At 56.8% G+C, this 13,136-nt stretch carries 19 protein-coding genes; 14 read left to right on the top strand and 5 right to left on the bottom strand.

What is annotated here, in order from left to right:
- From TAM4_RS03765 to TAM4_RS03720, 10 genes are read left to right on the top strand one after another with little or no spacing between them, the layout of a single operon-like run.
- Positions 1-1,191 carry a 2-oxoacid:acceptor oxidoreductase subunit alpha gene (locus TAM4_RS03765; RefSeq protein WP_014121914.1) on the top strand — a complete coding sequence of 397 codons (1,191 nt, stop codon included), beginning with the start codon at positions 1-3 and terminating at the stop codon, positions 1,189-1,191.
- On the top strand, positions 1,191-2,051 hold the full coding sequence (locus TAM4_RS03760; protein ID WP_014121913.1) for a 2-oxoacid:ferredoxin oxidoreductase subunit beta: 861 nt from the start codon (positions 1,191-1,193) through the stop codon (positions 2,049-2,051). The genes TAM4_RS03765 and TAM4_RS03760 overlap by 1 nt, the downstream gene beginning before the upstream one ends.
- A complete protein-coding gene (locus TAM4_RS03755; protein ID WP_014121912.1) occupies positions 2,044-2,319 on the top strand; it encodes a nucleotidyltransferase family protein in 276 nt (91 codons plus the stop codon). The genes TAM4_RS03760 and TAM4_RS03755 overlap by 8 nt, the downstream gene beginning before the upstream one ends.
- Entirely contained in the window at positions 2,316-2,693 is a 378-nt protein-coding gene (locus TAM4_RS03750; RefSeq protein ID WP_014121911.1) for a HEPN domain-containing protein, read from the top strand. The genes TAM4_RS03755 and TAM4_RS03750 overlap by 4 nt, the downstream gene beginning before the upstream one ends.
- A gap of 3 nt (positions 2,694-2,696) precedes the next feature.
- On the top strand, positions 2,697-3,209 hold the full coding sequence (locus TAM4_RS03745) for a 2-oxoacid:ferredoxin oxidoreductase subunit gamma (protein WP_014121910.1): 513 nt from the start codon (positions 2,697-2,699) through the stop codon (positions 3,207-3,209).
- On the top strand, positions 3,206-3,550 hold the full coding sequence (locus tag TAM4_RS03740; RefSeq protein WP_048149902.1) for a DUF4258 domain-containing protein: 345 nt from the start codon (positions 3,206-3,208) through the stop codon (positions 3,548-3,550). The genes TAM4_RS03745 and TAM4_RS03740 overlap by 4 nt, the downstream gene beginning before the upstream one ends.
- Entirely contained in the window at positions 3,522-3,728 is a 207-nt protein-coding gene (locus TAM4_RS03735) for a DUF2283 domain-containing protein (protein WP_014121909.1), read from the top strand. The genes TAM4_RS03740 and TAM4_RS03735 overlap by 29 nt, the downstream gene beginning before the upstream one ends.
- Positions 3,725-4,873: a 2-oxoacid:acceptor oxidoreductase subunit alpha gene (locus TAM4_RS03730; RefSeq protein WP_014121908.1), complete on the top strand. Its 1,149-nt coding sequence runs from the start codon at positions 3,725-3,727 to the stop codon at positions 4,871-4,873. The genes TAM4_RS03735 and TAM4_RS03730 overlap by 4 nt, the downstream gene beginning before the upstream one ends.
- Positions 4,873-5,718: a 2-oxoacid:ferredoxin oxidoreductase subunit beta gene (locus TAM4_RS03725; protein WP_014121907.1), complete on the top strand. Its 846-nt coding sequence runs from the start codon at positions 4,873-4,875 to the stop codon at positions 5,716-5,718. Before TAM4_RS03730 ends, TAM4_RS03725 begins: the two co-directional genes overlap by 1 nt.
- Positions 5,715-6,266 (top strand): 2-oxoacid:ferredoxin oxidoreductase subunit gamma, encoded by a 552-nt coding sequence (locus TAM4_RS03720; RefSeq protein WP_014121906.1) that lies wholly within the window; start codon positions 5,715-5,717, stop codon positions 6,264-6,266. The genes TAM4_RS03725 and TAM4_RS03720 overlap by 4 nt, the downstream gene beginning before the upstream one ends.
- On the opposite strand, the gene TAM4_RS03715 is transcribed toward TAM4_RS03720, so the two are convergent.
- Positions 6,256-6,546, bottom strand: coding sequence for a prefoldin subunit (locus tag TAM4_RS03715; RefSeq protein WP_014121905.1), 291 nt, complete (start codon positions 6,544-6,546; stop codon positions 6,256-6,258). The genes TAM4_RS03720 and TAM4_RS03715 overlap by 11 nt on opposite strands.
- 37 nt (positions 6,547-6,583) lie before the next feature.
- Positions 6,584-7,015, bottom strand: coding sequence for a prefoldin subunit alpha (gene pfdA, locus TAM4_RS03710; protein WP_237702122.1), 432 nt, complete (start codon positions 7,013-7,015; stop codon positions 6,584-6,586).
- 100 nt (positions 7,016-7,115) lie between these two features.
- Between pfdA and TAM4_RS03705 the strand changes: the two genes are divergently transcribed.
- From TAM4_RS03705 to TAM4_RS03690, 4 genes are all read left to right on the top strand, one after another.
- The gene (locus tag TAM4_RS03705) at positions 7,116-7,589 is read left to right on the top strand and encodes a DUF192 domain-containing protein (RefSeq protein WP_014121903.1); all 474 of its coding nucleotides are present in this window, start codon (positions 7,116-7,118) and stop codon (positions 7,587-7,589) included.
- 62 nt (positions 7,590-7,651) lie between these two features.
- Positions 7,652-8,629, top strand: a complete 978-nt coding sequence (locus TAM4_RS03700) for a hypothetical protein (RefSeq protein WP_048149897.1) — start codon at positions 7,652-7,654, stop codon at positions 8,627-8,629.
- Positions 8,630-8,633: 4 nt separating this feature from the next.
- On the top strand, positions 8,634-9,674 hold the full coding sequence (locus TAM4_RS03695; RefSeq protein WP_014121901.1) for an ABC transporter permease: 1,041 nt from the start codon (positions 8,634-8,636) through the stop codon (positions 9,672-9,674).
- A complete protein-coding gene (locus tag TAM4_RS03690; RefSeq protein WP_014121900.1) occupies positions 9,659-10,267 on the top strand; it encodes an ATP-binding cassette domain-containing protein in 609 nt (202 codons plus the stop codon). The genes TAM4_RS03695 and TAM4_RS03690 overlap by 16 nt, the downstream gene beginning before the upstream one ends.
- Here TAM4_RS03690 and TAM4_RS03685 read toward each other — a convergent pair.
- From TAM4_RS03685 to TAM4_RS03675, 3 genes are read right to left on the bottom strand one after another with little or no spacing between them, the layout of a single operon-like run.
- A complete protein-coding gene (locus TAM4_RS03685) occupies positions 10,264-10,611 on the bottom strand; it encodes a 6-carboxytetrahydropterin synthase (protein WP_014121899.1) in 348 nt (115 codons plus the stop codon). The genes TAM4_RS03690 and TAM4_RS03685 overlap by 4 nt on opposite strands.
- Before the next feature lie 5 nt (positions 10,612-10,616).
- Complete coding sequence (locus TAM4_RS03680; protein ID WP_014121898.1) at positions 10,617-11,633, bottom strand: M42 family metallopeptidase; 1,017 nt, start codon at positions 11,631-11,633, stop codon at positions 10,617-10,619.
- Positions 11,634-11,683: 50 nt separating this feature from the next.
- A complete protein-coding gene (locus TAM4_RS03675; protein WP_014121897.1) occupies positions 11,684-13,129 on the bottom strand; it encodes a hypothetical protein in 1,446 nt (481 codons plus the stop codon).
- Positions 13,130-13,136: the final 7 nt, after the last annotated feature.

The following is a 13,136-nucleotide window of genomic DNA, read 5'->3' as shown; positions in this document are numbered from 1 at the left end:
ATGATAATCCGCGGTGACGAGCCGGAGCAGATTAGGCTCCTCAGGAAGCTCTACAAGCCCGGCAACTACTTCATGCAGGGCAACGAGGCAGTTGCCTACGGTGCGCTCTTCGCCGGCTGTCGATTCTACGCTGGCTACCCGATAACTCCGTCGAGCGAGATAGCGGAGACGATGGCGAGGGAGCTTCCGAAGCTCGGTGGCTACTACCTCCAGATGGAGGACGAGATTGGAAGCATCGCGGCGATGGTAGGTGCCTCCTGGACGGGCTTCAAGGTCATGACCGCAACGGCTGGCCCGGGTTTCTCGCTGATGCAGGAAAACCTTGGCTACGCAGTAATGACCGAGACCCCGCTCGTTCTGGTTGACGTCCAGAGGAGCGGGCCTTCAACGGGCCAGGCCACGAAGGGAGCACAGGGCGACTTCTTCCAGGCCAGATGGGGAACGCACGGCGACCACCCGATTGTAGCCCTTTCGCCGACGAGCGGGCAAGACGCCTTCTGGGAAATCATCAGGGCATTCAACATCGCCGAGAGGCTCAGGACTCCAGTGGTGTTCCTCTTCGACGGTGTTCTCGCCCACACAAGGGAGCTCATCAAGATTCCCGACGTTGATGAGGTTGAAATAACCTACCGCAAGCTTCCTGCCAACGAGGAGGAAGCGAAGCTCCCCTTCGGCGACCCGCACGGAGATGGCGTTCCGCCGATGCCCCTCTTCGGCCACGGCTACTTCACCCATGTAACAGGTTCAACCCACAAGGAGAACGGCCTGCGCGATGTTTACACGCCGGAAGTCCACGACAGGCTCGTGAGGAGGCTCCACAGGAAGATAGAGAAGAACCGGCACGTCTATGAGAAGTACGAGGAGCACTTCACCGACGATGCCGAAATACTCGTCGTCAGCTGGGGAGTAACGGCAAGACCTGCCCTCGGAGCCGTTCTGAAGGCAAGGGAGGAAGGAATAAAGGTCGGCCTCTTCGTGCCGAAGACTGTCCACCCGTTCCCCGGAGAGAGGATGAAGGAGCTCGGAAAGCGCGTTAGGGCTATACTCGTCCCGGAGATGAACCTCGGCCAGATGATTCTCGAGGTCCAGCGCTACGTCAACGACGACGTCCTGCTCAAGGGCGTGAACAAGATTGGTGGCGTTCCCTTAACCGTTGAGGAAATCCTGCGCGAGATAAGGGGTGTTGCCTGATGCCCGAGATTTATTCTAAGTACCCGATGGTTAAGTACCTCCGCAAGGAGGCCCTGCCAACCGCTCTATGTCCCGGCTGTGGCGGTGGAACGGTTCTGAACGCCTTCGCCAACGCGGTTGACCAGCTCAAGCTCGACCCGAGGGATTTGGTTGTCGTGAGCGGAATAGGCTGTTCCGCGTGGATAGCCTCCCCCTACTTCTTGGCAGATACCCTCCACACGACGCACGGAAGGGCGATAGCCTTCGCTACGGGAGTTAAGGTCGGTTTGCCGGACAAGAAGGTCGTCGTCATAAGCGGAGACGGCGATTTAGCTAGTATAGGCGGAAACCACCTGCTTCATGCAGCCAGAAGGAACATCGACATAACGGTGATTCTCGTCAACAACTTCATCTACGGAATGACCGGCGGACAGGTCGCTCCGACGACGCCCTTCGGGGCAAAAACGACGACAACACCCTACCGCAACATCGAGCACCCGCTCCAGATTTCCGAGACGATAGCGGCGGCAGGGGCGAGCTATGTAGCCAGATGGACCACAGCCCACGTTTACCAGCTCATCGAGAGCATCAAGAAGGCCCTAACTGTTAAGGGTTTCTCGCTCGTCGAGGTCATCTCGCAGTGTCCCGTTCAGTTCGGAAGGAGGAACAGGATGAAAGAGCCCGCCGAAATGCTCCGCTGGTTCCTGAAGAACAGCGTTCCGATAAGCAAGGCCAGGAAGATGTCGCCTGAGGAGCTTGAAGGCAAGTTCGTCATCGGAGAGTTCGTCAACAGGCAGAGGCCCGAGTTCACAGAGGAGCTCAACAAGCTGATTGACGAGGTTCAGGAGCACTTTGGCCTTAAGGGTGGCGATGATGTTTGAGACCGTTGGGAAGAAAGTGAAGGAAGCCTTTGGGGACAGGGTTGAGGAAGTTGTAATCTTCGGTTCCCGGGCGAGGGGTGACGCTAAACCCGAGAGCGACCTCGACGTCCTCGTGGTGCTTGATAAGATAGAGCCTGAGGACTGGGACAGGGCAGGAGAGCTCAGCGCCGGGCTAACGCTTGAGTTGGGGATTTCGGTCATGATTGTCCTTCACACGAGAAAGGACAGCCTCTACGAGACCGCCGTGAGGGAGGGCATAGCGGTATGAACGAGGAAATCGGGGCACTCATCAGAAGGGCCGAGGAGAGGCTCAAAGCTTCCTGGGAGCTTTACTCCAAGGGCTACTACGGTTTCGCAATCTCAAGCGCGTACTACTCGATGTTCTACTGCGCCAGGGCGCTTCTGCTCTCAAAGGGAGTCAATCCCAAGAGCCACGCGGGGGTTCATGCCCAGCTCGGAAAGGAGTTCGTGAAGACTGGGATACTTCCGGCTAAGCTCTACACAGCGTATTCAAAGGCCCTGAACATGAGGCATACGGCCGATTATGACGTTTTCGTCGAGTACACCGAGGAAGACGCCCGGGACGTTTTGAAAGGCGCGGAGGAGTTTTTGGAGTTCACGAAGGAGTATCTGGAGGTGTGAGGGATGCAGATTAGGCTCGCCGGAATCGGCGGTCAGGGAGTTGTTTTGGCCGGAGTAATCCTCGGCGAGGCCGCCGCGATTGAGGGCTTGAACGTCCTTCAGACCCAGGACTACAGCTCCGCGAGCAGGGGAGGCCACTCCATAGCGGACGTCATAATCTCAAAGGAGCCTATTTACGACGTAATGGTCACTAGGGCGGACGTTCTCGTCGCGCTTCACCAGCTCGGCTACGACACCGTCAAGGACTCGCTGAAGGAGGACGGGCTTCTAATCATCGAGACCGACCTTGTAAAGCCCGATAGGGACTACGTCGGCGCGCCCTTCACCAGAATCGCCGAAGAGACAACCGGGCTTGCCCTGACGGTCAACATGGTCGCGCTCGGCTACCTCGTGGCGAAGACGGGCGTTGTGAAGAAAGAAAGCGTTGAGGAAGCGATTAGAAGGCGCGTTCCGAAGGGAACCGAGGAGATAAACATCAAGGCCTTCAGGGCCGGTTATGAGGAGGGGCTGAAGTGAAGGTTGTTGAGGAGAGAGACCACCCCAAAGGCAGAATCATAGTAATTCAGACGAATGAGGAAGAGTGCCAAATCCTAATAACACACCACGCACTTTCCCGCGCAAGGCACTGGAAACTCTCGCTTGAAAAGCTCGTGGAAGCGATACTGTATCCTGAAGAGGTCCTAACGGGGCACCACGACAGGTTTATAGCACATAAAGCAGAGAATGACCATATTATCAGGGTTATCTACGAGTATGAGAATGGCGTTCCCATAGTTGTGACGGTGTATAGACCGCGTAAAGAGCGTTACTTCATGGGTGGTGGTGTTTATGAAGATAGAGTACTCGCAAGATGCTGACGTCTTGGTTATCCGGCTCAGGGATGACGAAGTCGTCGATTCGGTTGACCTCGGCGAGGGCGTTATCGCGCACCTGAACGAAAAAGGGGAAGTCGTGGAAATAGAAATCCTCGACGCGTCTAAGTCCGTTGACTTCAGGGAGCTTGTCCTCAGGATTCCGAGCGGGGTGGTAGCATGAGGTACCCGTTTCCGGTCGGCAAGTCCGACTTCATCCAGGGCGATGAGGCCATAGCGAGGGCGGCTATACTGGCCGGCTGTCGCTTCTACGCTGGCTACCCGATAACCCCCGCGAGCGAGATATTCGAGGCGATGGCCCTCTACATGCCCCTCGTCGATGGAGTTAGCATACAGATGGAGGACGAGATAGCGAGCATAGCGGCGATAATAGGCGCTTCCTGGGCGGGAGCGAAAGCGATGACCGCAACGAGCGGTCCCGGCTTCTCGCTGATGCAGGAAAACCTCGGCTACGCCGTGATGACTGAAACGCCGATTGTTGTCGTTGACGTCCAGCGCGGTGGGCCTTCAACGGGCCAGCCAACTTTACCGGCTCAGGGCGACATAATGCAGTCCATCTGGGGAACGCACGGCGACCACATGCTGATAGTTCTCTCCCCGTCAACCGTTCAGGAAGCCTTTGACTTCACGATTAGGGCCTTCAACTTGGCTGAAAAGTACAGGACGCCGGTCGTTCTGCTCACCGATGCCGAGATAGCCCACATGCGCGAGCGCGTTTACATTCCGAAGCCGGAGGAGATTGAGACCGTTTACCGCAAGCTTCCCCAGAACGATGAGGAAGCGAAGCTCCCCTTCGGCGACCCTCATGGCGACGGCGTTCCACCGATGCCGATTTTCGGGAAGGGTTACAGAACCTACGTTACGGGCCTAACGCACGACGAGCGCGGAAGGCCGAGGACGGTTGAGGCGGAAATCCACGAGAGGCTCATAAAGAGGATTTTCAGAAAGGTACTCGACCACAAGGACGAGATAATCAGCAGGGAGGAGTTCATGCTCGAAGACGCGGAAATCGCGATAGTCACGACCGGAATAGTTTCGCGCTCCGCAGTGAGGGCCGTCAAGATACTCCGCGAGAAGGGAGTCAAGGCCGGCCTGCTGAAGCTCAACACGATATGGCCCTTCGACTTCGACTACATCGAGGAGCTGGCAGCGCGCGTGAGAAAGATATACGTGCCGGAGATGAACCTCGGACAGCTCTACCACCTCGTCAGGGAAGGCGCCAACGGAAAGGCGGAGGTCGAGCTGATAGTCAAGATAGGCGGTGAGGTGCACACGCCGATGGAGATAGTCGAAAGGGTGGTGGGATGATGTACCTGAAGTCCGCTTACGAAATCCGCGACAAGTACCTGAGAAAGGACATGTTGCCCACTATCTTCTGTCCGGGCTGTGGAATCGGTAGCGTTCTCCAGTTCACACTAAGGGCCATAGACGACCTCGGCCTCAACCAGGACGAGATAGTCTGGGTGAGCGGAATAGGCTGTTCCTCCCGCGTTCCGGGCTTCGTCAACTTCGACGGCCTTCACACGACCCATGGGAGGGCCTTGGCCTTTGCCACGGGCATAAAGCTCGCCAACCCCGATTTGAAGATAATCGCCTTCATGGGCGATGGAGATGCCGCGGCAATAGGCGGAAACCACTTCATCCACGCCATCAGGAGGAACCTTGACGTCACGGTAATCCTCATCAACAACTTCACCTACGGAATGACCGGCGGACAGGTCGCCCCGACCGCTCTAAAGGGCCTGCGCGGGACTACCGCTCCCTACGGCCAGTTCGAGAACCCCTTCGACATAGCCAACCTGGCGGTTTCCGCCGGGGCGAACTATGTCGCTCGCTGGACGGTTTTCAACTACCTCCAGGGAATCAACAGCATAAAGAAGGCTCTCCAGAAGGAGGGCTTCACGCTCGTTGAGTTCCTTTCGCCCTGTCCGATAAGCTTCGGAAGGAGGAACAGGATGAAGACGGCACCAGAGCTAATCCGCTGGTACCAGAAGATAACCGTCCCGCTCGCCAAAGCTAAGAAGATGAGCGAGGAGGAGCTTGAGGGCAAGATAGTCATCGGCGAGTTCGCGGACAGGGACAGGCCCGGCCTCGTGAGGGAGTATCAGGAGTACATAAAGAGGGCCAAGAAGATGATGGGGTGGGAGCAATGAGGAAGGAAGTTCTCTTCAGCGGGTTCGGCGGCCAGGGTGTCATTCTGGCGAGCGTTATCCTTGGAAGGGCCGCCGCTGTCTACGAGAACCTCTATGCGGTCCAGACTCAGAGCTACGGGCCGGAATCGAGGGGCGGTGCGAGCAGGGCCGAGGTGGTTATAAGCGACGAGCCGATTGACTACCCCAAGACGCTCCACCCAGACTACGCCGTCTTCTTCTCGCAGGAGGCCTACAGCAAGTACCTTCACACGGTGAAGGAAGGAGCAACGGTAATAGTTGAGAAAGACCTCGTTCCCCACCGCGATGAGGAGTTCGAGAAGAGGCTCAACGTCATCGCTTTGCCCCTGACCGAGATAGCCGAGGAAACCACCGGGCTAAGCCTGACGATGAACATTCTAACCCTCGGCATACTCGTCGGCGTGACAGGGATAGTGAGCAGGGAAGCGATAGAGAAGGCCGTCCGCGACGCCGTTCCAAGGGGGACCGAGGAAATAAACGTCAAGGCCCTCAAGAAGGGCTTTGAGATAGCGAAAGAGCTCAAGTCCTGAGCTTGGAGAGCTTCTCTATTATCTCCTTTTCCTTCTCCTTGAGCCTTTCGAGTTCCCTCTTGTAGGCAAGGCGCATTCTCTCGATGTGCTCGATTGCCTCGTCCTTCGTTACCTCAACGAGCAGGTCCGCGAAGGCCCTGTAGAGCTTCCTCTCGGCCTTGGTTGCCGTTATAATCCCCTCAGCGTATTCAAGTTCCTTCATCTTGAGCTCTATCGCCTTCCTGAGCTCCCTAACCTGCCTGAGCTCAAGTTCGAGCTCGTAAGCCTTCACTGCCTCCACGCTCTCACCCCCATAAAAAAGAATGACCGAGGAGGGATCACTTCTTCTCGGGCTGCATCTCTTGGAGCTCCTTGAGGAGCTCGTTGACCTTCCTGGTGTCCTCCTCAATCTTCCTCAGCAGGGCCAGGCGGAGGTTCATGAGGGCGTTAATCCTCTTCTCGATGTTCTCCCTGGCCTCGTCGATTGTTGCCCCGACGAGGATTCCGGCTCCAACGTCCATGATGACGTCGTCGGGGTTCTCAATCTTGCCCTTTATCGCTATGCCGCTCCCGAGCGGGATGTAGATTGCCTTGCCCTTGCCCTTCTCCTTGATGTAGGCGAGGGTCGCGTCGACTATCCTGAGGTCGGCGATGGTAGCGTCGATTGCTCCAATCTGGCTCCTGAGGTACTCAATCTCACCGAGGTAGCTTCTGATCTCGTCCTGAATCTGCTCAAGGGTCCTAACCTTCTTCTCCTCGGCCATTCCCATCACCCCCTTCCCTTTTTCGCCCCCATATTTTAGTTACCTTTTGTATTTAAAAGCTTTTCGCCTCACAAGGCTTATTAAGGGGCGGGAACAACCCTATGACATGATAATCAACGAAACCAAGGGCAGGGCATGGCACGGTCGGGTTGAGCTGGCGGATACATTCCTCAAGCGATTCAAAGGGCTAATGCTCGTTGGCAACGTGAACTACGCCCTCGTTTTCGTCCTCCCGGTTGAAAGCAGGCTCAACGCCTCGATTCACATGTTTTTTATGCTGAGCGACATCGACGTGATCTGGCTCGATTCAACGAGACGCGTTGTGGATTTCACGACGGCCAGGAAGTGGCGCGTTTACACCCCGAAAAAATCAGCCAGGTACATCATCGAGGGGCCGGTCGGCCTAATCCGGGCCCTCGACGTTGGAGAGGGCGATCTGATAAGCTGGCAGGTTACGGAACGGAAGGAGAAATCCGTGCCTGTTAAGGTTTCCCTCCCTGGAAAGGTTTCGTTTGAAAACGGAAAGGGCAGCGTGGCGCTGGTGGAGAGCGTAAGCGAGCTTAAAACCGAGGGTACCTGAGCTCCTGTTACGCACCGCAATGTTTTTGTTCCTCCGGAAAAACGTACTGTGGAGGGCTCTGGATGGAGAGGGGGCTCGGTCGGTGGTTGATACTCCCGCTTGTAGTCGTGCTCCTTCTGAGCACCCTTTATTCTGGGGATGTTTCGTACAAGGAGGGGGAATGGCTTAAACTCGTTCCGGCTGGTTCCCTCGGTGCGGTTTACTTTGATGGCCAGGTACTCCACGATGACTCAACCCGGCGAATACTCGCTTCATTTGGATGGGGCGATCGGTACGGATCTTTCATGGGCGAGCTCAACCGTTCGATTGGGATCGACTACTCGCGTGTGAATTACGGGGTGCTCGTGGTCAAGGACTACGAGCCGACCATAATCGCGGCCCTCTACGTTGAGGGCGGCTTCAACGATACTGCCAGGATTACGAGCAGAATACTGGCCGTCACAAAGGAGGATCGCTGGAGGGGGCCGTATAACTTCACCTACAGGGGCTTTACGGTTCTCTGGTGGAAAAAGAGGGATGGGTACAGGACAGGCCTCGTCGTTGATGATGGTTTCTTCATACTGGGGGATCTTGGGCTGGTGGTGAAGATACTGAACCTCAAGCTCGGGGGAAACGGCTGGGCCGGGGAGTTCAGGAAGGTCGTGGAAAAAATTGGCACGGGGGAAATAACGGCCGTGTACAACTTTAGGAAGATGCTGAACCGGCTCGATGCCGAACCCGGTTCCCCGGGAGGGGATCTAGCGGAGGGCGTTGATTACATCGGTTTCTCCTATAGGGCTGGTGGAGATAACGTTGGCATCGTCGTGTGCTTGATGGCCAGGGACGATCGTACAGCCAGGGATCTTGCAAACGTGTACGAGGCGTTTCGCCTTCAGCTTTCGGCTAGTGCGCGATCCCTGGGCAACGCTGAGGCCTCAAGGTTCTTGAGCGATGACGTTTCGGTGATTTCCGACGGAAGGGCGGTTTTAATCCGCGTACGGAGCGATGAGGAGAGGTTCGAGGCCTTCGGGAAGTTCCTGAATGAGGTCCCGCCGGGGTGAGCACATGCAGCTTGAACTGCTGCTCAAGGAGATCAAACTAATCGCCCGCAGGAAATCGGTGCTGTTCTTTCTTCTCTTCGTACCCCTTTTTCTAGGTGCGGTCTCGGGCACTTACAGAACGGCTATACCAGAGGACACTCCAGTTGCGATAGTGATAACCGCGAACGCAAGCCCTGAGCAGGTTCACGCCATCATGCAGCTCGCGCGGACGTTTTCGCACCCCCACCTCGTGCCGAACCTCAGCCGGGCCATCGACGGACTCCAGCGCGAGGAGTACTACGTCGTAATCGAGGTCAAGCGCTTCAACGGCCTCGAACACGGGGAGTACGTGGTCTATTACGACCGCTCTATGAACCCCGTGGCATCGCTCTCTGAGAACCTGCTTCGGCTGCTCCGGATTGAACTGGGGAGTTCTAGCGTGAGGGCGGTGGGGATCAACGAGGCCGTCTCCCTGCCCGAGTTCTTCTTTCCGGGGGTTCTTCTGTTCGTCGCCATGCTGATCGGCTTTGAGCTTGTCGCCGACAACTGCATCTCCGAGAGGCCGGTTCTTCCCCGTCTTCAATTGTACGGCGTTGCAGGCAGAAACGTCCTTCTGCGGCTCGTCGTCATGCTCCTCCTGGTCCTTCTTCAGAGCCTGATAATCATGGCCGTTTACTGGGTCATGAAGGTCGAGATGCCCCTGAACTGGCCTTCCCTGGCCATTCTGCTCCTGAACACGCTGTTCTTTTCCCTCCTTGGCCTTCTCGTCACGATGCTCCTTAGGTTTGAGCCCCACGCCAAAACGTTCCTCCACGTGTTGATGGGGTTTATAATCTTCATCTCCGGCCTTTTCTATCCAGTCGGCTTTTTCCCGGAAGCCCTTCAGAGGGTCGCGAGACTGACGCCGACTTACTATTCCGCGGTCTTAATGAGGTCCTTCATGTTCCGCCCCGTTAATCCGTCGCTTTACATCGATTACATCGCAATCAACGTCGTCTCGGTCGTTCTCCTCTCGATAGCGGTCTTAATCGTTCACGGGAGGGCTTTGAAATGGAGCGTGCAGTGATCCTCAGGAACGTCAGGAAGCGCTATGGTGGGAACCTGGTGCTGGATGGCGTCGATCTCGAGGTGGGAAAGGGGGATTCGGTGTGCATAGTTGGCAGGAACGGAAGCGGAAAGAGCACCCTCCTCAGGATCATCGCCGGTTTGACGGACTTCGAGGGGACGGTTGAGCTCAACGTCTCGGGGATAGGCTTCGTGGCCCAGCGGCCGGCCCTCTACTCCCGGCTGACCGTCAGGGACGATATCGAGCTCTTCTCGGCTCTCTCGGGGAGGGCTGACCCGAAGTGGATAGATGGCCTCGTTTCCATGCTCGGTCTCCGGGAGTTCATGGACGTTCCCGTTGAGAAACTATCCCACGGCACCGTGAAAAAGCTCGATCTTGTGTGCGCCCTCGTCGGAAATCCGGAGCTCGTCCTCCTCGACGAGCCGCTGGTTTCCCTCGATGTCGAGTCGAGAGAAGCTATGCTGTCGGTTTACGATCTCTTCGGGGAGAAAGGAAAGACGGTCGTGAGCGTTACCCATTTCATCGAGCTTCTGAAGCCGAAATGCGACGCGGTGTACCTCCTTGAGAGGGGCAAATTAAAGAGAATCGGCTAAAACTCCAGCTCGACGCCGTTGTCGTCCCCCTCCCAGAGGGTCAGCCGCTTGAGTCGAACTTCTCCCGGAAGGGCCCGCGAGACCTCCCCTGCAATCCAGAGCGCGAGGTTCTCGGTGGTGGGGTTATCGAGGATGTGGTTGAGGTTCCTGTGGTCCAGCTTCCCCACAACCCGGCCGACGATCTTCCTGAGTTGGATGAAGTCCATGACGTAGCCGTTCTTCAGCGGCCCTTCCACAGCTATCTCCAGCCTGAAGGTGTGGCCGTGGATCTCCTCCGGCTTTCCCTCGACGACCACCGAATGTGCCGCCTCGAACTTGAAGCGCTCAACGATTCTGGCCTTCATAACCGTCACCGGCGGAATCGCTCCTCGATGTAGGCCCTTATGAGCTCTTTCGTCGCGAGCAGGCCCTTAACGTGCGTCCGCTCCATGCCATGACTTGCGTGGACGCCCGGTCCGATGAGGGCGACGCGAAAGTCCCAGCCGGCCCTCAGAGCAGCGGAACCGTCGGAGCCGTAGTAGGGGAAGACGTCAACGACGTGCGGTATGTCCTTCTTCTCCGCCAGCTCGATGAGCTTTGTCGTCATCTCGTAGTCGTAGGGCCCGGTTGAGTCCTTCGCCGCTATCGAAACGGCAGTTTCCTTCCCGTAAACGCCCTCGCCCACGACGCCCATATCAACCACGAGGAGCTCTCTCGCCGTTGGCGGGTAACCGGCGGAACCGCCGTGGCCGACCTCCTCGTAGGGCGAGAAGAAGAACGCCACCGGGAGCTTTTCGAGCTCGTCCGCCAGATCAAGGAGGAGGTCAATCATGACCGCGACGCTCGCCTTGTCGTCTAAAAAGTGGGCCTTGACGAAGCCGTTCACGTACTCGAACTTTGGATCGAAGGCTATGAAGTCCCCTGGCCTTATGCCAAGCTTTTCTGTGTCTTCTTTCTTCTCAACGAGCTCGTCGAGACGGATGTACATGTTCTCTTCCTTGCGCTCCTTCTTTCCGGCGTCCTTGTTGACGTGAACGCTCGGGTTCTTGAGGAGGAGCGTTCCCCTGAACCTCTTCCCGGAGCGGGTTATTATCGTGCAGTATTCGCCCTCGAAGGTCGGGAGGAGAAGCCCGCCGATTCTCGTGAAGCTCAGGTGTCCGTCCGGCAAAATTCCCTTGACCATCGCGCCGAGCGTGTCAACGTGGCCCGCTATGACGAGCTCCGGCTCGGGATGGTTGTAGGCCAAAAGCGCTCCCTTGTTGGTGTACCTCGTCTTTATTCCGGCATCGTCAAGTTTTTTCTCAATGTGCGCGAGAACCTCCTTCGTGTAGCCGGTCGGGGACGGAATCTCCAGGATCTCCCTGAGAACCTCAACGACGCGCTCCATTCCAACCACCGTTAAAATAAAAATCGAAGGGGTTAAAAAGAAATCGCCGGTCAGGTGTTGCTCTGCCGCATTACTATCATGTAGAACGCCCCGTCCCTGCCGACTCCGTTCGCCATCGCCCCGAGGAAGTTCCCGAACCTGAACTCCACGAGGGGAACGCCCGGCTTGAACTGCTGGAGGAGGTTGAATTCTTTTCTGCCGGTTTCTTTGCTCCAGTTAACGTGGTACACCTTGAGTGCCCCGCTCGAGTCCGAAACGGCAACGATCTGGGAGCCGTCTATCGTCATGGGGCTGAATATCCCAACGATGTTGGGGGCGTTCATGGATGCCTCCCTCGTTACGGTGACCTTCCGTCCCTCCTCCGAGTAAAGAACTCTGAGGACGTAGAGTCTGCCCGAGGAATACACCGTGAAGCTCATGTTGGTCGGATCGGCCGAGGCCTCTCCCCAGGTTCCACAGCCGGTAATCATGTCCACTCTGCCGTCAATCCTGTAAACGTTCGTGTCGTTGGCGTAGCGGCCGTAGGGGCTCGGCACCAGGTAGGTTCCTCCCTCGGTGAGGACGAGGATGAAGTTATCGTAGAGCATCGCGTTCGCGTCCCTGATCTCCTCGGGCAGGGTGTACACGGCGGGCTCGACGGTTACGTTTTTGCCCTCTTCGATGTCCTCAAGGGTTCTGTGTGAGTATGTGTACACCCGCAGCTCCCTTCCCTTCCACGCGAGGTAGATGTTGTAGTCCTCCCGGTAGGTGCCGTACTCCCCGATGCCAACTCCGGTCGCGTCGAAGTTGTAGACTACGTGTCCAGCAGGGATGTACCAGTTTATCTCGTCCCCCTCAACTTGCTGGGGGTCTATGAAGATGTGGAGCCTGCCCTCTCCGTCCGTCGCTATAATGCTCGGGATCGTGCCCTCCCCCGTGAGGATGGAGAGCTTCTCGGGCTCAATCGGAAGCACGATCAGGAACTTGGACGACTGGCCTATCTCGGGGGTTGCCTTTGATCCCATGAGGAAGTCATCGTCCCAGGGGGAAACGGCGAGTATTATCTTGCCAGACACGAGATAGACGAGGCTGGAGGTGTACGGGAAGTAGTAGAGCCTTCCCTTCTCCGGGATGATCTTCATCCCCTTGTAATCGTAGTCCCCCTCGGTAAAGCTCAGCGTTCCCAGGGAGTAGGAGTGATCGAAAAAGTTCTTGAGTTCACCCTCTGTTGGCGTTGTTCCCTGCCCCGGGCTTGATGTCTCGGTTTGATCCCATTCCGCACTGGTCGTTTCGCTGGAACTCTCTCCCGGAGCCGTCGAGGTTTCTGAAAAGGTTTCCGTCATCGATGGAGTTTCCGATTTATGGCTCTCTTCTTTCTCCCCCGTCGTGCCGGTATTCGAGCCCCTCTGGAGGTTCTTGAGCAGGTCGTCAACGGTGGACTTGTCTATGAACCCGGTGAAGTAACCCGCCGCCAGGAGCAGCAGTATCAATCCAAAAACCAGCAGGGCTTTCTTCACTACCTCC

Origin of the sequence: Thermococcus sp. AM4 (assembly GCF_000151205.2) — an archaeon.
Taxonomy (GTDB): domain Archaea; phylum Methanobacteriota_B; class Thermococci; order Thermococcales; family Thermococcaceae; genus Thermococcus.
Note: the sequence above shows the minus strand (reverse complement) of the source record. Positions and strands in the feature narration are given on the sequence as shown.